The organism is Streptomyces sp. NPDC126510, assembly GCF_040302345.1.
In the GTDB taxonomy this organism is placed as follows: Bacteria; Actinomycetota; Actinomycetes; order Streptomycetales; family Streptomycetaceae; genus Streptomyces.
Map to the genome: position 1 here is coordinate 1 of NZ_JBEORR010000007.1, position 24,757 is coordinate 24,757.

At 70.8% G+C, this 24,757-nt stretch carries 26 protein-coding genes and 2 riboswitches; of the genes, 18 read left to right on the forward strand and 8 right to left on the reverse strand.

The window, feature by feature from the left end; genetic code table 11:
• Window positions 1–85 precede the first annotated feature (85 nt).
• From glyA to gcvT, 3 genes are all read right to left on the reverse strand, one after another.
• Entirely contained in the window at window positions 86–1,357 is a 1,272-nt protein-coding gene (gene glyA / locus ABTX60_RS11030; protein ID WP_352096795.1) for a serine hydroxymethyltransferase, read from the reverse strand.
• A gap of 9 nt (window positions 1,358–1,366) precedes the next feature.
• Window positions 1,367–1,744, reverse strand: a complete 378-nt coding sequence (gene gcvH / locus ABTX60_RS11035; protein WP_234845364.1) for a glycine cleavage system protein GcvH — start codon at window positions 1,742–1,744, stop codon at window positions 1,367–1,369.
• A 103-nt stretch (window positions 1,745–1,847) separates the two neighbouring features.
• Window positions 1,848–2,984, reverse strand: coding sequence for a glycine cleavage system aminomethyltransferase GcvT (gene gcvT / locus ABTX60_RS11040; RefSeq protein WP_352096796.1), 1,137 nt, complete (start codon window positions 2,982–2,984; stop codon window positions 1,848–1,850).
• A gap of 75 nt (window positions 2,985–3,059) precedes the next feature.
• A riboswitch (glycine riboswitch) is annotated at window positions 3,060–3,177 on the reverse strand.
• Window positions 3,178–3,278, reverse strand: a riboswitch (glycine riboswitch).
• A 222-nt stretch (window positions 3,279–3,500) separates the two neighbouring features.
• Here gcvT and ABTX60_RS11045 point away from each other — a divergent pair.
• The 9 genes from ABTX60_RS11045 (at window position 3,501) to ABTX60_RS11085 (ending at window position 13,484) form a co-directional block, all read left to right on the forward strand.
• Window positions 3,501–4,166 (forward strand): AAA family ATPase, encoded by a 666-nt coding sequence (locus tag ABTX60_RS11045; RefSeq protein ID WP_352096797.1) that lies wholly within the window; start codon window positions 3,501–3,503, stop codon window positions 4,164–4,166.
• Between the two features lie 103 nt (window positions 4,167–4,269).
• Window positions 4,270–5,058 carry an enhanced serine sensitivity protein SseB gene (locus ABTX60_RS11050; RefSeq protein WP_352096798.1) on the forward strand — a complete coding sequence of 263 codons (789 nt, stop codon included), beginning with the start codon at window positions 4,270–4,272 and terminating at the stop codon, window positions 5,056–5,058.
• Window positions 5,059–5,219: 161 nt separating this feature from the next.
• Entirely contained in the window at window positions 5,220–6,020 is an 801-nt protein-coding gene (locus ABTX60_RS11055) for an enhanced serine sensitivity protein SseB C-terminal domain-containing protein (RefSeq protein ID WP_352096799.1), read from the forward strand.
• 320 nt (window positions 6,021–6,340) lie between these two features.
• Window positions 6,341–7,348: an ABC transporter permease gene (locus ABTX60_RS11060; protein WP_352096800.1), complete on the forward strand. Its 1,008-nt coding sequence runs from the start codon at window positions 6,341–6,343 to the stop codon at window positions 7,346–7,348.
• A gap of 69 nt (window positions 7,349–7,417) precedes the next feature.
• A complete protein-coding gene (locus tag ABTX60_RS11065; RefSeq protein ID WP_352096801.1) occupies window positions 7,418–9,208 on the forward strand; it encodes an ABC transporter substrate-binding protein in 1,791 nt (596 codons plus the stop codon).
• Window positions 9,209–9,316: 108 nt separating this feature from the next.
• The gene (locus tag ABTX60_RS11070) at window positions 9,317–10,315 is read left to right on the forward strand and encodes an ABC transporter permease (protein WP_352096802.1); all 999 of its coding nucleotides are present in this window, start codon (window positions 9,317–9,319) and stop codon (window positions 10,313–10,315) included.
• Complete coding sequence (locus ABTX60_RS11075) at window positions 10,312–11,409, forward strand: ABC transporter ATP-binding protein (protein WP_352096803.1); 1,098 nt, start codon at window positions 10,312–10,314, stop codon at window positions 11,407–11,409. The genes ABTX60_RS11070 and ABTX60_RS11075 overlap by 4 nt, the downstream gene beginning before the upstream one ends.
• Before the next feature lie 23 nt (window positions 11,410–11,432).
• Complete coding sequence (locus ABTX60_RS11080; protein ID WP_502992307.1) at window positions 11,433–12,665, forward strand: ABC transporter ATP-binding protein; 1,233 nt, start codon at window positions 11,433–11,435, stop codon at window positions 12,663–12,665.
• Window positions 12,666–12,809: 144 nt separating this feature from the next.
• Window positions 12,810–13,484: a trimeric intracellular cation channel family protein gene (locus tag ABTX60_RS11085; RefSeq protein ID WP_352096805.1), complete on the forward strand. Its 675-nt coding sequence runs from the start codon at window positions 12,810–12,812 to the stop codon at window positions 13,482–13,484.
• Here the strand turns inward: ABTX60_RS11085 and ABTX60_RS11090 are convergent.
• Window positions 13,375–14,610, reverse strand: a complete 1,236-nt coding sequence (locus tag ABTX60_RS11090; RefSeq protein WP_352096806.1) for an alpha/beta hydrolase — start codon at window positions 14,608–14,610, stop codon at window positions 13,375–13,377. The two genes, ABTX60_RS11085 and ABTX60_RS11090, sit on opposite strands and share 110 nt — an antisense overlap.
• A 168-nt stretch (window positions 14,611–14,778) precedes the next feature.
• Between ABTX60_RS11090 and ABTX60_RS11095 the strand changes: the two genes are divergently transcribed.
• Window positions 14,779–15,639: a thioesterase family protein gene (locus ABTX60_RS11095; RefSeq protein WP_352096807.1), complete on the forward strand. Its 861-nt coding sequence runs from the start codon at window positions 14,779–14,781 to the stop codon at window positions 15,637–15,639.
• A gap of 132 nt (window positions 15,640–15,771) precedes the next feature.
• On the opposite strand, the gene ABTX60_RS11100 is transcribed toward ABTX60_RS11095, so the two are convergent.
• Window positions 15,772–16,410, reverse strand: coding sequence for a TetR family transcriptional regulator (locus ABTX60_RS11100; protein ID WP_352096808.1), 639 nt, complete (start codon window positions 16,408–16,410; stop codon window positions 15,772–15,774).
• A gap of 116 nt (window positions 16,411–16,526) precedes the next feature.
• Between ABTX60_RS11100 and ABTX60_RS11105 the strand changes: the two genes are divergently transcribed.
• The 3 genes from ABTX60_RS11105 to ABTX60_RS11115 all read left to right on the forward strand — a co-directional run bounded on the left by ABTX60_RS11105 (window position 16,527) and on the right by ABTX60_RS11115 (window position 18,312).
• Window positions 16,527–16,691 carry a hypothetical protein gene (locus ABTX60_RS11105; RefSeq protein WP_031103608.1) on the forward strand — a complete coding sequence of 55 codons (165 nt, stop codon included), beginning with the start codon at window positions 16,527–16,529 and terminating at the stop codon, window positions 16,689–16,691.
• A gap of 44 nt (window positions 16,692–16,735) precedes the next feature.
• Window positions 16,736–17,002 carry a hypothetical protein gene (locus ABTX60_RS11110; RefSeq protein WP_031103607.1) on the forward strand — a complete coding sequence of 89 codons (267 nt, stop codon included), beginning with the start codon at window positions 16,736–16,738 and terminating at the stop codon, window positions 17,000–17,002.
• A 140-nt stretch (window positions 17,003–17,142) separates the two neighbouring features.
• Window positions 17,143–18,312: a cysteine desulfurase family protein gene (locus tag ABTX60_RS11115; protein ID WP_352096809.1), complete on the forward strand. Its 1,170-nt coding sequence runs from the start codon at window positions 17,143–17,145 to the stop codon at window positions 18,310–18,312.
• Window positions 18,313–18,339: 27 nt separating this feature from the next.
• Here the strand turns inward: ABTX60_RS11115 and ABTX60_RS11120 are convergent, their stop codons facing one another.
• Window positions 18,340–19,005 carry an N-acetylmuramoyl-L-alanine amidase gene (locus tag ABTX60_RS11120; RefSeq protein WP_352096810.1) on the reverse strand — a complete coding sequence of 222 codons (666 nt, stop codon included), beginning with the start codon at window positions 19,003–19,005 and terminating at the stop codon, window positions 18,340–18,342.
• A gap of 59 nt (window positions 19,006–19,064) precedes the next feature.
• Between ABTX60_RS11120 and mnmA the strand changes: the two genes are divergently transcribed.
• A complete protein-coding gene (gene mnmA, locus ABTX60_RS11125; protein WP_352096811.1) occupies window positions 19,065–20,195 on the forward strand; it encodes a tRNA 2-thiouridine(34) synthase MnmA in 1,131 nt (376 codons plus the stop codon).
• Between the two features lie 114 nt (window positions 20,196–20,309).
• Here the strand turns inward: mnmA and ABTX60_RS11130 are convergent, their stop codons facing one another.
• A complete protein-coding gene (locus ABTX60_RS11130; protein WP_352096812.1) occupies window positions 20,310–21,092 on the reverse strand; it encodes an alpha/beta fold hydrolase in 783 nt (260 codons plus the stop codon).
• A 61-nt stretch (window positions 21,093–21,153) separates the two neighbouring features.
• Window positions 21,154–21,477, reverse strand: coding sequence for a DUF427 domain-containing protein (locus ABTX60_RS11135; protein ID WP_352096813.1), 324 nt, complete (start codon window positions 21,475–21,477; stop codon window positions 21,154–21,156).
• Window positions 21,478–21,559: 82 nt separating this feature from the next.
• On the opposite strand from ABTX60_RS11135, the gene ABTX60_RS11140 reads away from it, so the two are divergent.
• From ABTX60_RS11140 to ABTX60_RS11155, 4 genes are all read left to right on the forward strand, one after another.
• Window positions 21,560–22,363: a class I SAM-dependent methyltransferase gene (locus ABTX60_RS11140; protein WP_352096814.1), complete on the forward strand. Its 804-nt coding sequence runs from the start codon at window positions 21,560–21,562 to the stop codon at window positions 22,361–22,363.
• Window positions 22,360–22,899: an LOG family protein gene (locus ABTX60_RS11145; protein WP_033313276.1), complete on the forward strand. Its 540-nt coding sequence runs from the start codon at window positions 22,360–22,362 to the stop codon at window positions 22,897–22,899. The genes ABTX60_RS11140 and ABTX60_RS11145 overlap by 4 nt, the downstream gene beginning before the upstream one ends.
• Window positions 22,900–23,020: 121 nt before the next feature.
• Window positions 23,021–23,710 (forward strand): SDR family oxidoreductase, encoded by a 690-nt coding sequence (locus ABTX60_RS11150; protein WP_352096815.1) that lies wholly within the window; start codon window positions 23,021–23,023, stop codon window positions 23,708–23,710.
• Between the two features lie 31 nt (window positions 23,711–23,741).
• Window positions 23,742–24,749 (forward strand): methionine synthase, encoded by a 1,008-nt coding sequence (locus ABTX60_RS11155; protein ID WP_352096816.1) that lies wholly within the window; start codon window positions 23,742–23,744, stop codon window positions 24,747–24,749.
• Window positions 24,750–24,757: the final 8 nt, after the last annotated feature.

Genomic DNA, 24,757 nt, shown 5'->3' on the forward strand with positions numbered 1-24,757 from the left:
GGCACCTGGACCGCCCGGCGCGGTGGCAGCACGGTCCACACCGGCACCGACATGCGCGCGGCCGTCCAGGCCGCGGTCAACAGCCTCACCCCAGGTGCTTGTCCAGGCCCGGGTACAGCGGGTGCTTGTCGGCCAGGGCCTTCACCCGGGCCTTGAGGGCCTCCGCGTCGTAGGACGGCTTCAGCGCCTCGGCGATGACGTCCGCGACCTCCGCGAAGTCCTCGGCCTGGAACCCGCGGGTGGCCAGGGCCGGTGTGCCGATCCGCAGACCGGACGTCACCATCGGCGGGCGCGGGTCGTTCGGGATGGCGTTCCGGTTGACGGTGATGCCCATCTCGTGGAGCCGGTCCTCGGCCTGCCGGCCGTCCAGCTCCGAGTGGCGCAGGTCGACCAGGACGAGGTGCACGTCCGTGCCGCCGGACAGGACGTCCACGCCCACGGCCCGGACGTCGTCCTTCACCAGACGCTCGGCCAGGATGCGGGCACCCTCCAGCGTACGGCGCTGACGCTCCTTGAAGTCCTCCGAGGCGGCGACCTTGAAGGAGACGGCCTTGGCGGCGATCACATGCTCCAGCGGGCCGCCCTGCTGACCGGGGAAGACCGCGGAGTTGATCTTCTTGGCCAGTTCGGCCGTGGAGAGGATCACACCGCCGCGCGGGCCGCCGAGGGTCTTGTGGGTCGTGGTGGTCACCACGTGGGCGTGCGGCACCGGGTTGGGGTGCAGCCCCGCCGCGACGAGCCCGGCGAAGTGGGCCATGTCGACCATCAGGTACGCGCCGACCTCGTCCGCGATCCGGCGGAACTCCGCGAAGTCCAGCTGCCGCGGGTACGCCGACCAGCCGGCGACGATCAGCTTCGGCCGGGACTCCTTGGCCAGCCGCTCCACCTCGGCCATGTCGACCCGGCCGTCGTCGCCCACGTGGTAGGCGACGACGTCGTAGAGCTTGCCGGAGAAGTTGATCTTCATGCCGTGGGTCAGGTGCCCGCCGTGCGCGAGGTTCAGGCCCATGATGGTGTCGCCCGGCTTGAGCAGCGCGAACATCGCGGCGGCGTTGGCCTGGGCGCCCGAGTGCGGCTGGACGTTGGCGTGCTCGGCGCCGAACAGCTCCTTGACGCGGTCGATCGCGATCTGCTCGACCACGTCGACGTGCTCGCAGCCACCGTAGTAGCGGCGGCCCGGGTAGCCCTCGGCGTACTTGTTGGTGAGGACCGAGCCCTGCGCCTCCATGACCGCGACCGGCGCGAAGTTCTCCGAGGCGATCATCTCGAGCGTGGACTGCTGGCGGTGCAGCTCGGCGTCGACCGCCGCGGCGACGGCCGGGTCGAGCTCGTGCAGGGGTGTGTTCAGGACGGACATGCGACTCCCTCAGCCCGCGGAGAACGCGGTGTACTCGTCGGCGGAGAGCAGGTCGCCCGGCTCGTCCGTGACCCGCACCTTGAACAGCCAGCCGCCCTCGAAGGGGGCCGAGTTCACCAGCGACGGGTCGTTCACGACGTCCTCGTTGACCTCGGTGACCTCACCGGAGACGGGGGAGTACAGGTCGGACACCGACTTGGTCGACTCCAGCTCGCCGCAGGTCTCGCCGGCGGACACGGAGTCACCGACCTCGGGAAGCTGGACGAACACGACATCGCCGAGCGCGTTGGCCGCGTGCTCCGTGATGCCGACCGTCGAGACGCCGTCCTCGGCGGCCGACAGCCACTCGTGCTCCTTGCTGTAGCGCAGCTCGTTGGGGTTGCTCATGGCCTGGATTCTCCTGTACGCGCGGGAGTGCTGTGGAAGGGGGGACTGCTGGTGAGCTGGGACGACGGGCGCGGAGTCGCTGCCGCGGCCCTTGGGCCAGTGTCTACTTCTGGCGCTTGTAGAACGGCAGCGCCACGACCTCGTACGGCTCGTGACTGCCCCGGATGTCCACGCCCACGCCGGTCGTGCCGGGTGCGGCGTGCGCGGCGTCGACGTACGCCATCGCGATCGGCTTGCCGAGGGTGGGGGAGGGGGCACCGGAGGTGACCTCGCCGATCACCTCGCCGCCGGCGACGACCGCGTACCCGGCGCGCGGGACCCGACGGCCCTCGGCGACCAGGCCGACCAGCACGCGCGGCGGGTTCTGCTCGGCCCGCCCGGCGGCCTCGCGCAGGGCCTCGCGCCCCACGAAGTCGCCCTCCTTCTCGAACTTCACCACCCGGCCGAGCCCGGCGTCGAAGGGGGTGAGGGAGGTGGTCAGCTCGTGCCCGTACAGCGGCATGCCCGCCTCCAGGCGCAGCGTGTCGCGGCAGGAAAGACCGCACGGGACCAGGCCGACGCCCTCGCCGGCCTTGGTCAGGCCCTGCCACACCTCGACGGCGTGCTCGGGCTTCACGATCAGCTCGAAGCCGTCCTCACCGGTGTAGCCGGTCCGGGCGATCAGGGCCGGGACACCCGCGACGGTGCCGGGCAGACCGGCGTAGTACTTCAGGCCGTCGAGGTCGGCGTCGGTGACGGACTTCAGGATTCCGGGCGACTCGGGTCCCTGGACGGCGATCAGCGCGTAGGCGTCCCGGTCGTCGCGCACCTCGGCGTCGAAGCCGGCGGCGCGCTCGGTCAGCGCGTCCAGCACGACCTGGGCGTTGGAGGCGTTGGCGACGACCATGTATTCGGATGAAGCGGCCTCGGTCTCGCCCAGGCGGTAGACGATCAGGTCGTCGAGGATGCCGCCGTCGGCCCGGCAGATCATGGTGTAGCGGGCCCGGCCCGGCTTCACACCGCCGATGTTGCCCACCAGGGCGAAGTCCAGGAGGGCGGCGGCCTGCGGGCCGGTGACGGTGATCTCGCCCATGTGGGAGAGGTCGAAGAGCCCGGCCTTCGTGCGCACCGCGGTGTGCTCGTCGCGCTCGGAGCCGTAGCGCAGGGGCATGTCCCAGCCGGCGAAGTCGGTCATCGTCGCGCCGAGCGAGCGATGCAGGGCATCGAGCGCGGTGTGACGGAGTTCTCCTGTACTGCTCACGGTCGGTCGTCTCCCAGAGGCGATGGGGGTACCTCCCGCGCGAGCTCGTTCGAGCGTGGGGGAGGGCGAGGTCGTTCCTCCCCATCTGTCATCGGAACCTGAGAGGTTCGCCATGACCGCACGGGTCGTGACTTGCACCTTGGGTGGAGCCACCCCTGTCATGAGGAGGGGGCGGCCCGCTTTTCAGATGTGCCTCGCCCGCGCGGTAACGGGGCCTGAGAGATTCAAGGGAGGGACTTGCTCCTTCGGCGCCCCAGCGACAGCTGCTGCTGGGAACTCTCCCGCGCGGATTCAAACGGCCGGTATGCAGTTGGCGGGCACATCATTGCACGCATCCTTCCGGCGCGGCAGGGGGACCTTTTCCAGGGAGTGCACGAGTCCGTCGCGCCGGACGCAGCGACCTGTAGCAGCCCTGTTGCAGGACGGGCACGTAAATGAGAGGCCTGCGGCATTACCTTCTCTTTACACTCGGCGGGGATGGGACTCCGTACCTGGCCCCAGGGGAGGACGATCACGGTGAACAGGACCACCGCGTACGCGACGACGGGCATCGCGCTGCCCGAGCAGCCGGCCGCACCGGCCCGGGCGGTCCGCGCCCCGGCACCGGCGCCGGTCGTCCGCGACCTGCGCGACCGTGCCGGCCGGAGCCCGCACGCACTGCTGTTCGGCCCCCGCGACCTCGTCGTGGTCACGGGACTGCCGGGCAGCGGCAAGTCCACGCTGATGCGGCGCACCGTCCCGGGCCGGCGTATCGACTCCCAGGACACCCGCGACCACTGGGCCCGCCGCATGCCGCGTGCCCTGCCGTACGCGCTCTACCGCCCGCTCGTCCGCCTCGCCCACTACGCCGGGCTGCGGCGCGCCCTGCGCACGGGCGAGGGCGTCGTCGTGCACGACTGCGGCACGCAGGCCTGGGTCCGCCGCTGGCTCGCCCGCGAGGCCGGCCGCCGCGGCGGCGCCCTGCACCTCCTCCTCCTCGACGTCAGTCCCGAACAGGCCCTGGCCGGCCAGCGCGACCGCGGCCGCGGCGTCTCGCGCTACGCGTTCCTGCGCCACCGCGCGGCGAGCACCCGCCTCCTGCGCGCGGTGGAGCGTGGCGACCTCCCCGCCGGCTGCGCCTCGGCCGTCCTGGCCGACCGGGACGCGGCGAACGGCCTCCGCAGAATCGGCTTCACGGGCTGAGCCCGCGCGGTCGTCCACCATCCGGCCTTCCTCCTGCCGCCCGGCATCCGTCAGCCGTTAGCCTTTTGACCCACAGCAGTGGTTCCAGGCAGGCGGTAGGCAGATGGACATCCCGGCGGACTTCTCCGCGGACTTCCCGGCGCGGACGCAGACCCACCCGCACGGTGGTTGGCCCGGCAACGAGCTGGAGGAGGTGCTCTCGGCCTCCCTCGGCGCGGGACCGGCGGCCGGCGGGCGGATCGTCGAGGTGCTCGGCCGGAGCTTCGTGTGGATCCCGCTGCCCAACGGCGGCGGCCCGCACAGCGGCCCCCTCGACCTGCCGGGCATCGAGATCGACGGCCAGGCGTTCGTGCCGGTGTTCAGCTCCGAGGAGCAGTTCCGCCAGGTCGCCGGCTCGCACATGTCGTACACCATCGCGCCCGCCGTGGAGTTCGCCCGCGGCCTTCCTCCGCACGCGGGGATAGCCGTCAACCCGGGCGGGGTGGTGGGTATCCCGCTGCCGCCGCCGGCCGTGGCCGAGCTGTGCCGGGCCGGCCGGACCCCGCTGGACGGCCCCGCGAGCGGCGGCCGGGTCCGCCTCTTCGAGCCCGACTGGCAGGACGACCCGGTGGACTTCCTCGCCGCCGCGGCCGCCGAGTTCGAGGCGACCGGCGTCGTCGTCACCGCCCGCCGCTGCCTCGCCGCGATCGAGACCGCCGACCCGGTGATGTTCGTCGGTGTCGAACTCTCCCAGTGGGAAGGCGACCTGCGCGTCCTCCCCCTGGACGCCCTCACCCGCGCCGTCACCGCCGCCCCGGCCCCGTGGCCGGTCAACCTGGTCCTCCTGGACGTGACGGAGGATCCCGTGGGGAACTGGATGAGGGAACGGGTCCGGCCCTTCTACCAGCGGTAGGACATCGCCGCAGGGGCGCGGGGCTGTGACATCATGCGGCTCCGCCGCGTGGGCGCGATCAACCACACACGACCCGCACCCGCCCCACGGCATAATCCCCTGGCTCCCCTGCGGGCTTAAGCTAGGGCACCGTCGAGGCGTTGTACGAAGGGGCGGTAAAGGTGAGCGCGAGCGGCACGGCCGCGGCCGGACAGGTCGAGCACATGCTGCGCCAGGTCACGCCCGGGCGTTACGACGCCTACGAGGCACTCCTGCGCGCGCTCGCGACCCCGCACACCGGCCAGATCTGGATGCTCCTCTGGCACGGTCAGGCCGGTTCCCCCGACGCCCAGTACGGGAACATGGACGTCGACGGACACGGCTACGCCCCCTGCGTGACCTCCGCCCAGGAGCTCTCCGCCAGCGGCTGGAACCGCTCGTACGAGGTGATCGACGGACTCGACGTCGCCCGCGCCCTCTACCCCGACCACTACGGCCTCTGGCTCAACCCGCACGCCCCCGGCGGCGGCGTCGGTATCCCGTGGCTCGACCTGCGCCGCATCGCCACGGGCCTGGACCGCCAGCCCGCCGGACCCCTGCGCCTGTCCGAACCCGCCATCGAGATCCCGCAGTTCTACGCCCTGCTCGCGCAGAACGCCCACCGCACCCCGGCCGTCCGCTCGCTGCGCCGCGCCTGGGTGCAGCCCGCGCTCGGCGCGCCGTACCTCGCCATCGGACTGGATGTGTACGACACCTCGCCGCCGGCCGTGGACTCGGTGCGCGCGATGATGCAGCAGTCCCTCGGCGCCGTACCGGACGGGCTGCCCGTGTCGACCGTCGCCATGTCCGACGAGCACGACCCGGTCGCGATGTGGCTGCGCGAGAACGCGCGCCCCTTCTACGACCGTGAGGCCCACGCCACCGCGCCCGTCCAGGCCCCGGCCTCCGGCTACGGCTACCCTCCGGTCCAGGGCCGGTACTGAGCTTCGCCCGCCCTCATCCTCATCGAGCGTGACAGAGGCGCGTCTTCGCGCGTAGATAGCGGCGAAATCATCTAGCCTGCGTCAAATGTCCAGGTCTGTCCGCGACCGATCCCCGTCGCCCCTTGTCCGGATAACGGAATCCCGCAGACAGCATCACGTTTGCGCATCCTTTCATCGTCAAGTCTGGCAGCGAAACGCTGAAGCGTTGAAGACTCCCCGCACCAGGGGAGTTTCACCCCTGCGTACGACGGACTGATCACGCCGCTACAGCGGAATGCGCGGGCCGGCCACCGCCGGTTGAGAAGAGGGGTCCCTGCCTGATGACGGCACCATTGCACGAGCCGACCGCGGAAGCGGCTCCGAGTGCGGCCGAGGAAGCGGCAGTTGTCGGCGCCGGTGTGAAAGCCGTACAGGGCCGTTCTCTCGGCAGGATCGCCTGGGAGCGCCTGAAACGGGACAAACTCGCGCTGGCGGGTGGCGTCATGGTGCTCGTGCTCATCGCGATCGCCCTCCTCGCGCCGGTCATCACGAGCCTCGTGGGCCAGGATCCCGAGGCGCACCACGAGGACCTGATCGACCCGCTGTTCGGCACCCCCACGGGAGCGCTGGGCGGCATCAGTGGTGATCACCTGCTGGGTGTCGAGCCGGTGAGCGGCCGTGACATCTTCGCCCGCATCATCTACGGCGCCCGGATCTCACTCCTCGTGGGCTTCCTGTCCGCGATCGTCGCCGTCGTGATCGGCACCGTCCTGGGTGTTCTGGCGGGCTTCTTCGGCGGCTGGGTCGACGCCGTCGTCAGCCGTGTGATGGACGGCTTGCTGGCCTTCCCGCAGCTGCTGTTCATCATCGCCCTGGTCTCCGTCATGCCGAACCAGATGCTGGGGCTGACCGGCACCGGCGTGCGTCTGTTCGTGATGATCCTGGTCATCGGCTTCTTCGGGTGGCCCTACATCGGACGCGTGGTGCGCGGCCAGACGCTCTCGCTGCGCGAGCGGGAGTACGTCGAGGCGGCCCGGTCGCTCGGCGCCGGGCGGTTCTACATCCTCTTCAAGGAGCTGCTGCCCAACCTCGTCGCGCCCATCATCGTGTACACGACGATGATGATCCCCACCAACATCCTCACCGAGGCGGCACTCAGCTTCCTGGGTGTGGGTGTCAAGCCCCCAACGGCCTCCTGGGGGCAGATGCTGTCGAGCGCGATCGACTACTACGACTCGGACCCCATGTACATGGTGGTCCCGGGCATGGCGATCTTCATCACCGTCCTTGCCTTCAATCTCTTCGGTGACGGCGTGCGTGACGCGCTCGACCCGAAGGGTTCCCGCTGAACTGCCGTACAAACAGCGACCCGTGACACCTGGCACGGGGTCTCTCATCTATCCGGAGGATCCGAGATCGTGACTACCCAACGCACCTCAGGGCGGCGCAAGCAGGCCATGGCCGCTGCGGCCGTGGTCGCCGCACTGCTGACCACGGCGGCGTGCGGCGGCGGCAACGGCGACGAGGGGTCGAAGGACGGGGCGGCGGGCTTCGACGCCGCGAACAACAAGGTCGCCCAGGCCTCGCTCGCCAAGAAGGGCGGCACGCTGAAGTTCGCCGGTGCCCAGGACGCCGACTCGTGGGACACCACGCGCGGCTACTACGGCTTCATGTGGAACTTCTCCCGCTACTACAGCCGCCAGCTCGTCACGAGCAAGACGGAGCCGGGCAAGGCCGGCACCGAGCTGACGCCTGACCTCGCCACCGGGCTCGCCAAGATCTCGGACGACGGCAAGACCTACCAGTACACCCTGCGTGAGGGTGTCACGTGGGAGGACGGCAAGCCGATCACGTCCAAGGACGTCAAGTACGGCATCGAGCGCGTCTGGGCACAGGACGTGCTGTCCGGCGGCCCGGTCTACCTGAAGGACGTGCTCGACCCCAAGGGCGAGTACCAGGGCCCGTACAAGGACAAGTCCGCGGACAAGCTGGGTCTGAAGGCCATCGAGACGCCCGACGACAAGACCATCGTCTTCAAGCTGCCGCGGGCCAACTCCGACTTCGAGGAGATGCTGGCCCTGACCTCGGCGTCCCCGGTCCGCCAGGACAAGGACACCAAGTCCAAGTACGGCCTGCACCCGTTCTCCTCGGGTCCGTACAAGTTCCAGTCGTACAACCCGGGCAAGGACCTGACGCTGGTCCGCAACACCGAGTGGAAGCAGGCCTCGGACCCGATCCGCAAGGCGAACCCGGACAAGATCACGGTCAAGTTCTTCTCCAACGCCAACGACATGGACGCGCGCCTGATCGCGGGCGACTACGACCTGGACATCAACCAGACCGGTATGTCCCCGCAGGGCCGCACCACCGCCCTGAAGCAGCACAAGGGCAACCTGGACAACCCGGTCTCCGGCTACATCCGCTACGCGGTCTTCCCGCAGAGCGTGAAGCCGTTCGACAACATCGAGTGCCGCAAGGCCGTGATCTACGGCGCCGACCACGTGTCGCTGCAGACCGCCCGCGGTGGCCCCATCGCCGGTGGTGACATCGGCACCAACATGCTGCCGCCGGCCGTCCCGGGCGCCGAGGGCCAGAAGTACGACCCGTACGAGATCGCGGGTGCCAACAAGAAGGGCAACGCCGCCAAGGCCAAGGAAGCCCTGAAGGCCTGCGGCAAGCCGAACGGTTTCAAGACCACCATCGCGGTCCGCAACAACAAGCCGTCCGAGGTGGCCACCGCCGAGTCCCTCCAGGCGTCGCTGAAGAAGGTCGGCATCACCGCCGACATCGACCAGTACGACGGCTCGCAGAGCTCCGGCATCATCGGCAGCCCCTCGAACGTGAAGAAGAAGGGCTACGGCATCATCATCATGGGCTGGGGCCCGGACTTCCCGTCCGTGCAGGGCTACGGTCTGCCGCTGTGGGACAGCAGCTACATCCTGGAGAGCGGCAACAACAACTTCGCCCTGATCAAGGACAAGGCCATCGACGGCCTGTTCGACAAGTACGTCACCACTCTGGATGACGCGGGCAAGACCAAGATCGCCACGGAGATCAACCACAAGGTCATGGAGGGCGGCTACTACCTGCCCTTCGTCTTCGAGAAGTTCATCAACTGGCGTTCCAGCCGTCTGGCCAACGTCTACACGACGGACGCGTACAGCGGCATGTACGACTTCGTCAACCTCGGCCTGAAGTCCGCGAAGTAACCGGCACACCCGCCGTACGGCACGAAAGGCAGGTGAAGGCCGGCGCGGCGTGACCCAGGGCCACCGGAAGACCTCCGGTGGCCCGAGGTCCGCAGCGGGCCGAGATCTGTGCTCGCTTACCTGATCAGGCGGCTGTTCGCCGCCGTAGTGATGCTCGCGGTCATCATCATGGTGGTCTTCGGCATCTTCTTCCTCGTCCCCAAGTGGGCGGGCGTCGACATCGCCGCCAGCTTCGTGGGCAAGCAGGCCGACCCGGCTGCCGTCGAGGCCGTGCGCCAGAAACTGGGTCTGGGCGACCCGATCTTCGTCCAGGTCTGGGAGTTCTTCAAAGGCATCTTCGTGGGCCGCACCTATGCGGGCGGCGGCGACGTCACCCACTGCGCCGCACCGTGCTTCGGTTACTCGTTCCGCAGTGAACAGGCCATCTGGCCGGTACTGACCGACCGATTCCCGGTGACCCTGGGACTCGCGCTCGGTGCGGCCGTGCTGTGGCTGCTGTTCGGTGTCGCGGCGGGTGTCCTCTCCGCTCTCAAGCGGGGCAGCATGTGGGACCGCGGTGCGATGGTGATCGCCCTCGCGGGCGTCTCCCTCCCCATCTACTTCACCGGGCTGCTCAGCCTGGCGGTCTTCTCCTACGGGCTGGGCTGGATCAACGCCGAGTACGTGCCCATCGAGGAGAGCTTCACCGGCTGGCTCGGCGGCATGATCCTCCCGTGGGTAACCCTGGCGTTCCTGTACGCCGCGATGTACGCCCGGATCACCCGCGCCACCATGCTGGAGATCCTCGGTGAGGACTACATCCGTACCGCCCGTGCCAAGGGCATGCGCGAACAGGCCGTCATCCGCAAGCACGCCATGCGCTCGACGATGACACCCATCCTGACCATGCTCGGCATGGACCTCGGCGCCCTCATCGGCGGCGCCATCCTGACCGAGACCACCTTCAGCCTGCCCGGCCTGGGCCAGGCCGTACTCAACGCGATCAAGAACCAGGACCTGCCCATTATCCTGGGCGTCACCCTGATCACCTCCGTCGCGGTGCTCATCGCCAACCTCGTGGTGGACGTCCTGTACGCCGTGATCGACCCCCGAGTGAGGCTCGCATGACCGAACTCAGCAAGACCGGAGCGGCCGTGGGCGAGCCCACGAGTGACTCCACGGCACCGACCGCCTTCCTGGAAGTGCGCGACCTGAAGGTGCACTTCCCGACCGACGACGGCCTGGTCAAGTCCGTCGACGGGCTCAGCTTCCAGCTGGAGAAGGGCAAGACCCTCGGCATCGTGGGCGAGTCGGGCTCCGGCAAGTCGGTGACCTCGCTGGGCATCATGGGTCTGCACACCGCCGGCCAGTACGGCAAGCGCAAGGCGCGGCTCTCGGGCGAGATCTGGCTGGACGGTACCGAGCTGCTGTCCGCCGACCCCGACCACGTGCGCAAGCTGCGCGGTCGTCAGATGGCGATGATCTTCCAGGATCCGCTGTCCGCGCTGCACCCGTACTACACGATCGGCCAGCAGATCGTGGAGGCGTACCGGATCCACCACGACGTCAGCAAGAAGGTCGCGCGCCGCCGGGCGGTCGAGATGCTCGACCGCGTGGGCATCCCGCAGCCGGACAAGCGCGTCGACAGCTACCCGCACGAGTTCTCCGGCGGTATGCGCCAGCGTGCGATGATCGCGATGTCGCTCGTCAACAACCCCGAGCTGCTCATCGCGGACGAGCCGACGACCGCCCTCGACGTGACCGTGCAGGCGCAGATCCTCGACCTGATCCGGGACCTGCAGAAGGAGTTCGGCTCCGCGGTCATCATCATCACCCACGACCTGGGGGTCGTCGCCGAACTCGCCGACGATCTCCTCGTGATGTACGGAGGCCGCTGCGTCGAACGAGGCCCGGCCGAGCAGGTGTTCTACGAGCCCCGCCACCCCTACACCTGGGGGCTGCTCGGCTCGATGCCGCGCCTCGACCGTGAGCAGCAGGAGCGCCTCATCCCGGTCAAGGGATCCCCGCCCTCCCTGATCAACGTCCCGTCCGGCTGCGCCTTCAACCCGCGCTGCCCGTACGCCGACGTCCCCAAGGACAACGTCACCCGCACGGTCCGCCCCGAGCTGACCGAAGCCGGAAGCCGGCACTGGGCCGCCTGCCACATGTCCAGGGAGCAGCGGGAGCGGATCTGGACCGAAGAGATTGCGCCGAAGCTGTGAGCGAGAACTCCAAGGACACCGTTGTGACCACTCCCGCCGAGAGCGACGGCACCGAGGCGAGCGCATCCGGCGCGGCAACCCTCAACGGGGACGCGGCTCCGGGCGACGTTCTGCTGAAGGTGACCGGGCTGCAGAAGCACTTCCCGATCCGCAAGGGGCTGCTGCAGCGGCAGGTCGGTGCGGTGCGCGCGGTCGACGGCATAGATTTCGAGGTCAGGGCCGGCGAAACCCTCGGTGTCGTGGGCGAGTCGGGCTGCGGCAAGTCGACGATGGGCCGGTTGATCACGCGGCTGCTCGAACCCACCGCGGGAACGGTCGAGTTCGAGGGCAAGGACATCACGCACCTCGGTGTCGGCGGCATGCGTCCGCTCCGCCGGGACGTGCAGATGATCTTCCAGGACCCGTACTCCTCGCTGAACCCGCGCCACACCATCGGCACGATCGTCGGCGCCCCCTTCAAGCTCCAGGGCGTCACGCCCGAGGGCGGCATCAAGAAGGAAGTGCAGCGGCTGCTGGAGGTCGTGGGCCTCAACCCCGAGCACTACAACCGCTACCCGCACGAGTTCTCCGGCGGCCAGCGCCAGCGCATCGGCATCGCCCGCGCGCTCGCGCTCAATCCGAAGCTGGTCGTGGCCGACGAACCGGTCTCCGCGCTCGACGTGTCGATCCAGGCCCAGGTCGTCAACCTGCTCGACGACCTCCAGCAGGAACTCGGCCTGACGTATGTGATCATCGCGCACGACCTGTCGGTCGTCCGGCACGTCTCGGACCGTATCGCGGTGATGTACCTCGGCAAGATCGTCGAGCTGGCCGACCGGGACCAGCTCTACCGGTCGCCGATGCACCCGTACACCAAGGCCCTGCTGTCGGCGGTGCCGATCCCGGACCCGCGGCGCAAGTCGGCCAAGAGCGAGCGCATCCTGCTCAAGGGCGACGTACCGTCGCCGATCTCGCCGCCGAGCGGCTGCCGCTTCCACACGCGGTGCTGGAAGGCCACGGAGATCTGCAAGACGACCGAACCGGTGCTCGTCGAGCTGACGCCCGGCCAGCGGGTCGCCTGTCATCACCCGGAGAACTTCGAGGACCAGGCCCCGCAGGACACCGTGCTGCTCACCGCGGCGAAGGAAGCCGCGGAGCTCGTTCCGGACGAGGTGCTGGAGGAGTCCGCGCAGACGTCGGCGGCCGTGGCGGAGGCTTCTTCCGAGGGGGAGAGCTCCGCTGCCGAGAAGGGCGACGCCACCGGCTCCAAGGCCTGAGCTCCCCGCTCACCGGCCTGTCGCTGCGCCGCGACGACCACGACGGCCACAGGGCCGGCAGGTACTCCTGCCGGCCCTGCGGTGTTCACCGGGCTTCAGGCAGGCGGGATGGGGCGTCGCCCGACCGCAGGGGAAGATGTCCGGGTGCTCCAGCAACTCTTCAGCCCGTCCGTCCAGCACACGCTCGACCTCATCGGCATCTTCGTCTTCGCGATCTCCGGCGCCCTGCTGGCCGTGCGCAAGAACTTCGACGTGTTCGGCATGGCCGTCCTCGCCGAGGTCACCGCGCTGGGCGGCGGGCTGTTCCGCGACCTGGTCATCGGGGCCGTACCGCCGGCCGCCTTCACGGACCTGGGGTACTTCCTCACCCCGCTGCTCGCCACCCTCCTGGTGTTCTTCCTGCACCCCCAGGTGGAGCGCATCCAGATCGCGGTGAACGTCTTCGACGCGGCCGGCCTCGGCCTGTTCTGCGTCGCCGGCACGATCAAGGCGTACGAGTACGGGCTCGGCCTGACCGCCTCCGCCGGTCTGGGGCTGACCACCGCCGTGGGCGGCGGTGTGCTGCGGGACGTCCTCGCCAACGAGGTCCCCTCCCTGCTGCGCTGGGACCGAGACCTGTACGCGGTCCCGGCGATCGTCGGCTCCGCCCTGGCCGCCCTCTGCATCCGCTACGACGCCCTGAACCCGTTCACCAGCTCTCTCGCGGTGATCACCGCCTTCGTACTGCGTTTGCTCGCGATGCGGTACCACTGGCGAGCTCCGCGGGCGTGGCACCGGAGGTCGACGGTGAGCGAGGAGGAGCAGCCCGTCCTGCCGTGACCCGGCCGATGCCCATCTGCTGGGTCAGCCAGCGGAACGCCGGGACCACCTGCGGCCGCCACAGCGCCATGTTGTGTCCGCCCGCGCTCTTGGGGATGTACACGACGTGCACGGTCGTCGGTGCCTTCGCGGCCTGCTGCATGGCCACGGCGTCCTGGTAGCCGTCGCGCGGCTGGCCGGAGAGGTACAGCGCGATCCGCGGCGGGACGACCGACCTGCGCAGCATCAGGAGCGGGTTGTTCGCGGAGCGCAGGGCGGGGCTCTGCGCGGTGAGCGAATCGCGTTCGCCGCCGGGGTCGTTGTAGCCGGACATGCTGACGGCGGCCCGGTAGCGGTCGGGATGGGCGACGGCGAGCCTGGTCGCGCAGTGCGCCCCGGCCGAGTAGCCGGCGACGGCCCAGCCCTGCGGCGCGGGCTGGGCGCGGAAGTTGTCCATGACCATCTTCGGCACGTCGACGCTCAGCCAGGTGTCGGCGTCGACCGTGCCCGGGACGTTCGCGCAGCCGGTGTCCACCGCGGCCAGCAGGTTGGTGCGGGGCGCGACCAGGATGAACGGGGCCACCCGCCCGTCACGCATCAGCGGCTCCAGCTGCTCGTGCGCGTACAGCGAGCCGAACCACGCCTTCGCCGAGCCGGGGTAGCCGGGCAGCAGCTCCACGACCGGGAACCGGTGGTGCCGGTAGGCCGGTTCGCCGTACTGCGGCGGCAGCCAGACGTAGACCTCGGCGTTCACCCCCGACACCCGGCCCGCGAGCTGGGTCACCCGTACCCCGCCGGCCGCGCCCATCCCGGGTCCGGTGGCGGGCTTGAAGGTCTGGCGCGCCTTGGGCAGCCGCGTGAGCGCGATGCCGCCGGTGCCGTCGGCGCCCAGATTCGCCGCCTGCTCCACGTGGTCGCCGGTGCCGAGCAGGTCGGCCCAGTTGTCGTACAGGTTGTCGGCGTTGTTGACCAGGGTGAAGACCAGCGCCACGGCCGTCCCCTGCGCGAACAGCAGCATCAGCGCCCGGGCCGCCACGCGCGTGAACCGGGGCCCGCGGATGCGCGACCAGAGGACCAGCGGCAGGACCAGGGCGGCGACGGACAGGACGACCAGCGTGCAGAGGAACGGGGTTCCGGTGAGGCTCATGCCCCTACAGAGGACGGACGGCGTACGGGGGTTTACGGATGAGTCGGACACTTACCGAGAAATTGCCCGTGTCTCACCAAGGCGTGACCGGGGCGGCAGGGGAGGCGTATGACCTGCGTCGCGGTCACAAAGCTACCGCTTAGTAGTTAGTTCTTGTACTGTTCAGCCATGCCAGAAGCAGCCACCGCCCCGGCCGCCCGGGCCACGATCGGCGACAGCGAGTTCGACCGCGACACCGCGCTCACCCGCCGCGCGCCGGGCGTCTACGACATCGACCTCTCCGCCGGCTGGACGATCATCAGCGCCGTCAACGGCGGCTACCTGCTGGCCGTCCTGGGCCGCGCCCTCGCGGACGCCCTGCCGCACGCCGACCCCTTCACGATCTCGGCGCACTACCTGACCGCGTCCCAGCCCGGCCCCGCGGTCGTCCGCACGGACGTCGTCCGCACCGGCCGCACCCTGTCGACCGGCCAGGCCTCCCTCTTCCAGTACGACGACGAGGGGCGCGAGGTCGAACGCATCCGGGTCCTCGCCTCCTACGGCGACCTGGACACCCTCCCCGACGACGTCCGCACCACGGCCCGGCCGCCCGCGATCCCGCCGCTGGAGCACTGCTTCGGCCCGGAGGACGGACCCGCCCCCGTGGACGGCAGCTCGGCGATCACCGAGCGCCTGATGCTCAAGCTCGACCCGTCCACCCTCGGCTGGGCCCTCGGGCAGCCCTCCGGCAAGGGTGAGATGCGGGCCTGGTTCGGACTCAAGGACGGGCGCGATCACGACCCGCTCTCCCTGCTGCTCGCGGTCGACGCCCTGCCGCCCACCGCCTTCGAGCTCGGACTGAAGGGCTGGGTGCCGACCGTCGAGCTGACCGTGCACGTCCGGTGCCGCCCGGCGCCGGGCCCGCTGCGGGTGTCGATCACCACACGCAACCTCGCCGGCGGCTTCCTGGAGGAGGACGCCGAGGTGTGGGACAGCGCGGACCGGCTGGTCGCGCAGTCCCGCCAGCTGGCGCGCGTCCGTCTGGGCTGAACTCCGCCTCGCTGAGCGGCAGGCGCCGGAGAGGGCGCGGCAGGAGCAAGAAGACGAGTCCGGCTCTCCCGGGCACGGCGGGGGCGGCGCGTCCGGCGAACGGGCGCGCCGCCCCTGTGCGTCGTACGGGTGTCAATCCAGCCAGTGATGGCGGCCGAGGCCGATCAGCCGCATCTGGCGGGTCGCCAGCTGCGCGACCTGCCGGGTCCGGGCCGGGCGCTCCTCCTCCGGTCCCTCCAGGGCTTCCAGGAACAGCGACGCCGTGCTCAGCATCTGGTCGACGTAGAGATGCGCGAGCATCAGCAGGTCGTCCTGGCTCCAGCCCTCCGAGACCGGGTCCTTGGCCAGTTCGTCCTTGACCTCCTGGGCGAACCGGGCCAGTTGGCCCCTTATCGCCTCCCGAACCGGCTGAACTCCGCCATGTCGCTCACGAGCGATGAAACGGACATGGGCGGGGTACCCGTCGACGTGACGGGCGATCAAGTCGATGGTGCGCACGACGCGTTCCTCGCGGTCGCCCGTCGTGGACACCGTCGTCCGGATCATCGGGTGCAGGCTGCCCAGCGCCTCCTCGACCAGGGCCACGCCCAGATCCGCCGTGGAGCGGAAGTGGCGGTAGAAGGCGGTCGGGGCGACACCGACGGCGCGGGTGACCTCGCGCAGTCCCAGGCTGCTCAGACTCTGTTCCTCCAGCAGCACGAGGGCCGCGTCGAGGAGTGCCTGACGGGTCTTCTGCTTCTGGGCCTGCCGGATGCCGAGGGTGTGACTCATACCATGCAGTTAACAACTGTTCTCTGGAATTGGAAAGTCATGAGAGGCGTTAGGCTGGGAAGTCAGTGAACAACTGTAACCACAACCGTTCACCGAAACCCTGGGGGTTGTTTCCCGTGCTGTTCATCGTCGCCGCACTCCTCCTGCTGGGCGTCGTCCTGGGCACCGTGGCCCACGCACCGCTCACCTTCTCCGTCGCCGTCGGCGCCGTCATCGCCGTCTGGCTCGGCATCTTCGCGCTCCGCGAGCGCGGCCGCCGACGCCACACGCAGGCCCACTGACACCGCCCACCAGCCCTTCGATCCGAATTCGGGAGTCGTTCACCATGCAGCTCACCGCTCCGGCCTCGCGCCGCACCGGTATCCGTGACACCGACGGCATGGCCGTCGCGTCCTTCATCCTCGGCCTGCTCGGCCTGCTCGTGCTCAACCTCTTCCTCGGCCCCATCGCCATCGTGCTGGCGAGTGTGGCCCTGTGGCGCGGCACCGAGCGCCGCGGCCGCGCGCTGCTGGGTCTGGGCCTGGGCGTCGCCGACCTGCTGGTCCTCGCGGCCTTCATGGAGTTCGACAGCACCATCTCGTGGAGCTTCTGAGCCGCCGTCGGACAGCCGTCCGCCGGTACGCCGCGGCCGGGCCCGGGGACGACGGGCCGTCGCCGCGCCGGAAAGCGGTTCACGATCGGCCAGCCTTGCTCTGAGGCCGGTCGAAGGGGAGCCGTAGAATCGGGCTCACCATGGCTTACCTCGACCACGCCGCGACCACCCCGATGCTCCCGGAGGCGGTTGAGGCGTTCACCGCCCAGCTGGGTGCCACCGGCAACGCGTCCTCCCTCCACGCATCCGGCAGGCAGGCCCGCCGCACCGTCGAGGAGGCCCGCGAGACCCTCGCCGAAGCCCTCGGCGCCCGCCCCAGCGAGGTCGTCTTCACCTCGGGCGGCACGGAGGCCGACAACCTCGCCGTCAAGGGCCTTTACTGGTCACGCCGCGACGCCGACCCGGCCCGCACCCGCGTCCTCGCCAGCCCCGTCGAGCACCACGCGGTCCTCGACGCCGTGCACTGGCTCGGCGAGCACGAAGGCGCCACCGTCGAGTACCTGCCGGTCGACCCCCACGGCCGCGTCCACCCCGACGCCCTGCGCGAGGCGATCGCCCGCAACCCCGACGACGTGGCCCTCGCCACCGTCATGTGGGCGAACAACGAGATCGGGACGATCCTGCCCGTCCGTGAACTCGCCGACGCGGCAGCCGAGTTCGGGGTGCCGCTGCACTCGGACGCCGTGCAGGCCTTCGGTCAGATCCCCGTCGACTTCGCCGCCTCCGGCCTCGCCGCGATGACCGTCTCGGGCCACAAGATCGGCGGCCCCTACGGCATCGGCGCGCTGATCCTCGGCCGCGAACACACCCCCGTACCCGTCCTGCACGGCGGTGGTCAGGAGCGGCATGTGCGCTCCGGCACCCTCGACGTGCCCGCCGTCGCCTCCTTCGCCGTCGCCGGACGGCTCGCCGCCGAGCAACGCGAGTGGTTCGCCCGCGAGATCGGCGCCCTGCGCGACAGCCTCGTCACCGCGGTCCGCTCGGCCGTGCCGGACGCGATCCTCGGCGGCGACCCGGACCCGCAGGGCCGCCTCCCGGCCAACGCCCACTTCACCTTCCCCGGCTGCGAGGGCGACTCCCTGCTGCTCCTGCTCGACGCCCAGGGCATCGAGTGCTCCACCGGCTCCGCCTGCACCGCCGGCGTCGCCCAGCCCAGCCATGTCCTCCTCGCCACCGGCACCGACCCCGACCTGGCCCGCGGCACCCTGCGCTTCTCCCTCGGCCACACCTCCACCGAGGCCGACGTCGAAACCCTGGCCAAGGCCATCGGCCCGGCGGTGGAACGGGCCAGGGCGGCGGGACTGACGTAAGGACCCGGTGCCGACGAGCCCCGGAGATCAGACCGGGCTCGTACGCGCCCGGCGGATCAGGCGCATGTACTTCTCCCAGTCCCAGTGCCGCCCCGGGTCCGTGTGGTCCGTGCCCGGGACCTCCACGTGGCCGATGATGTGCTCGCGGTCGACGGGTATGCCGTAGCGGGCGCAGATGCGGGCCGTGAGCCGGGCAGAGGCCTCGTACATCGCGTCCGTGAAGTCCTGCGGGCGGTCGACGAAGCCCTCGTGCTCGATGCCGACACTGCGTTCGTTGTAGTCGCGGTTGCCCGCGTGGTACGCCACGTCCAGCTCGCGGATCATCTGCGCCACATGCCCGTCCTGCCGGACGATGTAGTGCGCGGCCGCCTTGTGCCCCGGGTCCTGGAAGGCCTTCACCGCGCTGTCGAAGCTGCCCTGCGTGACATGGACGACCACCATGTCTATGCCGTAGTCGTCGGGCCGGTCCGCACGGCGCCAGTTCGCCTCCGACGCCGCGACCCAGCGCGCGCCCGCGTAGTCGACCTCGCCCTCCTTGCGCGGCTTCTCGACGCCTGGGGTCCGCCACCACAGACGCGCCAGCTCGTCCCGGGCGAGCACGGCGGAGCCCGCCGCGGCCACCGTGCCGCCGATCAGCAGCGCGCGGCGGCCGACCTTCCGGTCGCCGTCCCTCGAAGCCTTCCGCTGTCCCATGTGATCGTCAACGGATACCCGGCGGTCCTGGTTCCCGCGCCCCGTACCCTGGAAGGGTTATGACTGAGACCCCGCAGCGCCCCCGTCCCCTCCGCGTCCTGGCCGCCATGTCCGGCGGAGTCGACTCCGCCGTCGCCGCCGCCCGCGCGGCCGAAGCGGGCCACGACGTGACCGGCGTCCACCTCGCGCTCTCCGCCAACCCCCAATCCTTCCGGACCGGCGCGCGGGGCTGCTGCACCATCGAGGACTCGCGCGACGCCCGCCGCGCCGCGGACGTCATCGGCATCCCGTTCTACGTGTGGGACCTCGCCGACCGCTTCCGCGAGGACGTCGTCGAGGACTTCGTCGCCGAGTACGAGGCCGGCCGCACCCCCAACCCCTGCCTGCGCTGCAACGAGAAGATCAAGTTCGCCGCCCTGCTCGACAAGGCGCTCGCGCTGGGCTTCGACGCGGTCTGCACCGGCCACTACGCCCAGGTGATCGTCCGCGAGGACGGCACCCGCGAGCTGCACCGCGCCTCCGACATGGCCAAGGACCAGTCGTACGTCCTCGGCGTGCTGGACGACCGGCAGCTCGCCCACGCGATGTTCCCGCTCGGCGACACCGTCACCACCAAGGACGAGATCCGCGCCGAGGCCGAGCGCAGGGGCCTGGCCGTGGCCAAGAAGCCCGACTCGCACGACATCTGCTTCATCGCCGACGGCGACACCCAGGGCTTCCTCGCGAACCGGCTCGGCCGCTCCGAGGGCGACATCGTCGACGAGACCGGCACCAAGATCGGCACCCACGAGGGCGCGTACGGCTTCACCATCGGCCAGCGCAAGGGCCTGCGGATCGGCACCCCGGCCGCCGACGGCAAGCCGCGCTACGTCCTCGACATCTCGCCGGTCGACAACACGGTGACCGTCGGCCCGGCGGCCGCCCTGGACGTCAGCGCCCTCACCGCCGTCAAGCCGCGCTGGTGCGGCGCCGCCCCCGCCGGCCCCGGCACCTACACGGCCCAGCTGCGCGCCCACGGAGGCGAGACCGAGGTGACCGCCGAAGTCGTGGAAGGCTCCCTGGCTGTCACCTTCACCGAGCCCGTCCGCGGCGTCGCCCCCGGCCAGGCGATCGTGCTGTACGACGGCACGCGCGTGGTGGGCTCGGCGACCATCGCGTCGACGACCCGGGCGACGGCCGGCGTGGCCTGATCCGCCTCGCGGACGCCGGGGGCGGCTCCACGCGCGCGTGCCCCCGGGCCTCCCGCGTGACCCCGCGCCTCGAACGTGCAACCCGTGCCGCGGGCGTGCCCCGTGCCGCCCGGCTCAGTCCCGGCTGAAGAACTCCGTGAGCACCGGCGCCAGCACGTTCGGCTCGACCATGTGCGTCTGCCCCTGGAGCGTGCGACAGGTGCCCTCGGGAACCGATTCCGCGATCGCCCGGGCCGCCTCACGCAGCCACTCGGGGCTCGCGTCGCCCGCCACCGCCAGGACGGGGACGCCGACCGAGCCCAGCCGGGAGCGGGGGACGGTGCCGTCGCCCATCACGGCGTCGTCGTAGGCGAGGCTCGGCGCCATCGCCTCCATCCCGGCCCACATCGGGGACTGGCGGGCGCCCTGGATCATGCCCTCGGCGAGACCGGTCAGCCGCAGGAAAAGTTCGACCGCTTCCCCGCGCCGCCCCTCGCCGAGCGCCTCCGTCAGCCGCCCGGTGTATTCGGCACGCTCCCTGGCGCCCTCCTCCGACATCGCGAACGGTGTCTCGTAGACGGCCACGCGCCGCACCGGCAGCCCGCTCGCCGCCGCCTCCAGCGCCAGGGCCCCGCCCGAGGAGATGCCGTACAGCAGCGCCTCGCCGCCCACCGCCTCGATCACGGCGGCCAGGTCCTCGACCTCACGTTCCACGGTGTACGGCGCGGTGTCACCGCTGGCGCCGCGGCCCCGCCGGTCGTACACCACGGCCTGGAAACGCTCCGAGAGCGACACGGCCAGCGGCGCCAGGGTGCCGCCCGTCGACATCGCGCCGCTCACCAGGACGACCGCGGGGCCGCGTCCGGTGCTCTCGTAGGCGATGCGGGTGCCGTCGCGCGAAAGGATCTTCTTGTCCATGCTCATGCAGACTGCCGCACGGCGCGGTGTTCATCGGTGAAGCGGGCGGCGCGTCAGCCGATCAGAGCACGTCCACTTCGTAGAAGCACAGGTGGTCCTTGATCTCGGCGACGTCCGGCTTGGGATCCGGATACGCCCAGACGAGGTCCTCCGCGTCCGGCAGCGACCAGTAGGAGGCCGTTCCCTTGAACGGGCAGTGGGTCTGCGTGCCGGACGGTGTCAGCAGGTCCAGGCGCACGTCCTCGGCCGGGATGTAGTACCGCTCGGGACAGCCCGTCTCGCGCAGCACCAGTGACCGGTCGCTCTCGGCCAGCACCTGCCCGCCGTGCACCACGCGTACGTGCCCGCCGCTGCGCTCGACGGTGATGCGATGTCCTCGGGTCACGATCGTCCCTCCTCGGGTAGCCGACTCCACCGGTACAGCGCACGCTGAAGCGGAGTTCTTCCCCCCGCGGCAGGAGGCCCCCATGCGCGCCACGGAACCGGCCGGAAACCGCTCCCGCCTGCTCCACCAGGTCCGGTATGCCGTGCGCCACCCGGAGCGCGTGCCCGCGCACGCCCGGCGCGTGGTGCGGGACGCCTGGCTGCGGCTGCGCCACCCCGACCACATCGCGTACTACCGGGCCGTCATGGCCTCGGACGCGGCCCGCAGCACCGAGGCGGCGGTGGGGCACAACCCCTCGCGTGAACAGTGGGCGCGGATCGGCCGCATGCAGTTCGACTACCTGGTGGGCCACGGCCTCCTGCCGCACCACCGGATGCTGGAGATCGGCTGCGGCAACCTGCGCGCCGGGCGGCTGTTCATCGACCACCTCGACACCGGGCACTACTACGGCATCGACATCTCGCCGCACATCCTGCTCGCCGCCCAGGACACCCTCGTGGCCGAGAAGCTCCAGCCCAAACTGCCCTACCTGGCTCTCGCCGGCGACCTCACCTTCGCCTTCCTGCCGGACGCCCACTTCGACGTCGTGCACGCGCACAGCGTCTTCTCGCACTCGCCGCTGCACGTCATCGAGGAGTGCTTCGCCCACGTCGGCCGGATCCTCGCGCCCGGCGGCTTCTTCGACTTCACCTTCGACCGCACCGAGGGCGAGGAGCACCAGGTCCTGCACGAGGACTTCTACTACCGCACCCGCACGCTCACCGACCTCGCCGCGCGGCACGGCCTGCACGCCCGGTTCATGGACGACTGGGAGCGGCTGCCGCACCGGCAGTCGAAAATGCGGGTCACCGCCACCGGGGACCGGGCCCGTACGGTGGGTTCATGAACATCTGTGTCTTCCTGTCCGCCGCCGACCTCGACGAGCGCTACACCCGCCCGGCGCGGGAGTTCGCCACGCTGCTGGGCAAGGGCGGCCACACGCTCGTCTGGGGCGGCTCCGACGTCGGCCTCATGAAGGTGGTCGCCGACGGGGTGCAGGAGGCGGGCGGCCGGCTGGCCGGCGTCTCCGTGCAGTTCCTCGCGGCCAAGGCCCGCCCGGGCGTCGACGAGATGGTCGTCGCCAAGGACCTCGCCGAGCGCAAGAAGCTGCTCCTGGAGCGGGCCGACGCCGTGGTGATCATGGTCGGCGGGACGGGCACGCTCGACGAGGCGACCGAGATCCTGGAGCTGAAGAAGCACGGGCACACCGACAAGCCGGTGGTGCTGCTCAACACCGCGGGCTTCTACGACGGACTGAAGGAGCAGTTCCGCCGCATGGACGCCGAGGGCTTCCTGCCCCGGCCGCTCACCGACCTGGTGTTCTTCGCCGAGGAGCCGGTGGGGGCGCTGGCGTACCTGGAGGAGAGCCGGGGCATCGAGTGAACCGCGCGTGATGCGCGTATGGCGGAGGGCCGGGGGGCGCCGAGTGAACCGCCCGGGATGCGCGCACGGGCGGTGGAGCCGGGGCGTCGAGTGACACCGTGCTGATGCGAGCATGGCGGGCATGGCTACTCATGTGATCACCGGAGCCGGCTCCGGCATCGGCGCGGCCGTGGCCCGCCGCCTGCACGCGCGCGGGGACGAGCTCGTACTGCACGCGCGCGACGCGGGCCGCGCCAAGGAGCTGGCGGCCGAGTTCCCCGGGGCGGCGACCCTGGTCGGAGACCTCGACGACCCGGACCGGCTCTCCTGGGCCTTCTCCCACCAGTCGCTGCCGGACCGCGTGGACTCGTTGCTGCACATCGCCGGGGTCGTCGACCTCGGCCCGGTCGGCGAGCTCACCCCCAAGGCCTGGCGTCACCAGCTCAACGTCAACCTGATCGCCCCCGCCGAGCTGACCCGCCACTTCCTGCCGCAACTGCGCGCCGCCCGCGGCCATGTGCTCTTCGTCAACTCCGGCGCCGGCCTCAACGCCCACGCCGACTGGTCCGCGTACGCCGCCTCCAAGCACGGCCTGAAGGCCCTCGCCGACTCCCTGCGCCACGAGGAGCACGGCAACGGGGTCCGGGTCACCTCGGTCTACCCCGGCCGCACGGCCAGCCCCATGCAGGCCAAGGTCCACCAGCAGGAGGGCAAGGAGTACGACGCCTCGAGGTGGATCGACCCGGAATCGGTCGCCACGACGATCGTCATGGCCCTGGACCTGCCGCGCGACGCGGAGGTCAACGACCTGACGGTGCGCCCGGGAGGCTGACCCCGGCTCAGGCGCTGCGTAGGCTTCTCCGGTGAGTGAAAACAGCCAGTTCAGGTTCGGCGCCGCCACCGGTGTGGGATCCATGCCGGGCGGCGACGCCCGTGAGGCCGCCAAGACCGTCACCGGCACCTTCGAGGACTTCCCCTTCCTGCCCGAACTGCCCGCCCGGGGACCCGGCGCGGACATGATCGGACGGACCGCCGGCCTGCTCGTCGAGTTGTACGCGCGCGTGGAGCCCAGCGGATGGCGGCTCGGGGACCGGCCGGGACGCGACACCAAGCGGGCCCGCTCCTGGCTCGGCGAGGACCTCGACGCGCTGGAGGAGTTCACGCAGGAGTACGAGGGGCCGCTGAAGGTCCAGGCCGTCGGACCCTGGACCCTCGCGGCCGGCCTGGAGCTGCGCAACGGCGAGGCCGCCCTCTCCGACCCCGGCGCCTGCCGCGACCTCGCCGCCTCCCTCGCCGAGGGGCTGCGGCTGCACCTCGGCGAGGTGCGGCGGCGGATCCCCGGCGCGCAGCTCGTCCTCCAGCTCGACGAGCCGTCCCTCACCGCCGTCCTGCGCGGCCAGGTGAAGACCGCCAGCGGCTACCGCACCCACCGGGCCGTCGACCGGCAGGTCGTCGAGCAGACGCTGCGCGACCTCGTCGGGGTGCACGGGGCGGGGCCGGTCGTGGTCCACTCCTGCGCCCCGGATGTGCCGCTCGCCCTGCTGCGCCGGGCCGGAGCGGCCGCCGTCTCCTTCGACTTCTCGCTGCTCACCGAGCGTGACGACGACGCGATCGGGGAGGCCGTGGAGGCCGGGACCCGGCTCTTCACCGGTGTCGTCCCGGGCACCGAGGGCCCATTGTCAGACCCTGCCGGTAGCGTCATGGGTGTCAGGACGCTGTGGCGCAGGCTGGGGCTGTCTCCGGGGCTTCTCGCGGAGGCGGTCACGGTCACCCCGGCGTGCGGACTGGCGGGGGCCTCCCCGGGGTACGCGCGCACGGCTCTCGCGCACTGCGCCCGGGCGGCGAGATCCCTCGCGGACAACCCAGAGTAACGGGAGGA

Bases quoted from the DNA above. Each gene is read 5' to 3' on its own strand.
- glyA (WP_352096795.1), bottom strand. From the start codon at position 1,357: ATGTCCGTCCTGAACACACCCCTGCACGAGCTCGACCCGGCCGTCGCC.
- gcvH (WP_234845364.1), bottom strand. From the start codon at position 1,744: ATGAGCAACCCCAACGAGCTGCGCTACAGCAAGGAGCACGAGTGGCTG.
- ABTX60_RS11050 (WP_352096798.1), top strand. From the start codon at position 4,270: ATGGACATCCCGGCGGACTTCTCCGCGGACTTCCCGGCGCGGACGCAG.
- ABTX60_RS11060 (WP_352096800.1), top strand. From the start codon at position 6,341: ATGACGGCACCATTGCACGAGCCGACCGCGGAAGCGGCTCCGAGTGCG.
- ABTX60_RS11075 (WP_352096803.1), top strand. From the start codon at position 10,312: ATGACCGAACTCAGCAAGACCGGAGCGGCCGTGGGCGAGCCCACGAGT.
- ABTX60_RS11090 (WP_352096806.1), bottom strand. From the start codon at position 14,610: ATGAGCCTCACCGGAACCCCGTTCCTCTGCACGCTGGTCGTCCTGTCC.
- ABTX60_RS11095 (WP_352096807.1), top strand. From the start codon at position 14,779: ATGCCAGAAGCAGCCACCGCCCCGGCCGCCCGGGCCACGATCGGCGAC.
- ABTX60_RS11100 (WP_352096808.1), bottom strand. From the start codon at position 16,410: ATGAGTCACACCCTCGGCATCCGGCAGGCCCAGAAGCAGAAGACCCGT.
- ABTX60_RS11110 (WP_031103607.1), top strand. From the start codon at position 16,736: ATGCAGCTCACCGCTCCGGCCTCGCGCCGCACCGGTATCCGTGACACC.
- ABTX60_RS11115 (WP_352096809.1), top strand. From the start codon at position 17,143: ATGGCTTACCTCGACCACGCCGCGACCACCCCGATGCTCCCGGAGGCG.
- ABTX60_RS11120 (WP_352096810.1), bottom strand. From the start codon at position 19,005: ATGGGACAGCGGAAGGCTTCGAGGGACGGCGACCGGAAGGTCGGCCGC.
- mnmA (WP_352096811.1), top strand. From the start codon at position 19,065: ATGACTGAGACCCCGCAGCGCCCCCGTCCCCTCCGCGTCCTGGCCGCC.
- ABTX60_RS11130 (WP_352096812.1), bottom strand. From the start codon at position 21,092: ATGGACAAGAAGATCCTTTCGCGCGACGGCACCCGCATCGCCTACGAG.
- ABTX60_RS11140 (WP_352096814.1), top strand. From the start codon at position 21,560: ATGCGCGCCACGGAACCGGCCGGAAACCGCTCCCGCCTGCTCCACCAG.
- ABTX60_RS11145 (WP_033313276.1), top strand. From the start codon at position 22,360: ATGAACATCTGTGTCTTCCTGTCCGCCGCCGACCTCGACGAGCGCTAC.
- ABTX60_RS11150 (WP_352096815.1), top strand. From the start codon at position 23,021: ATGGCTACTCATGTGATCACCGGAGCCGGCTCCGGCATCGGCGCGGCC.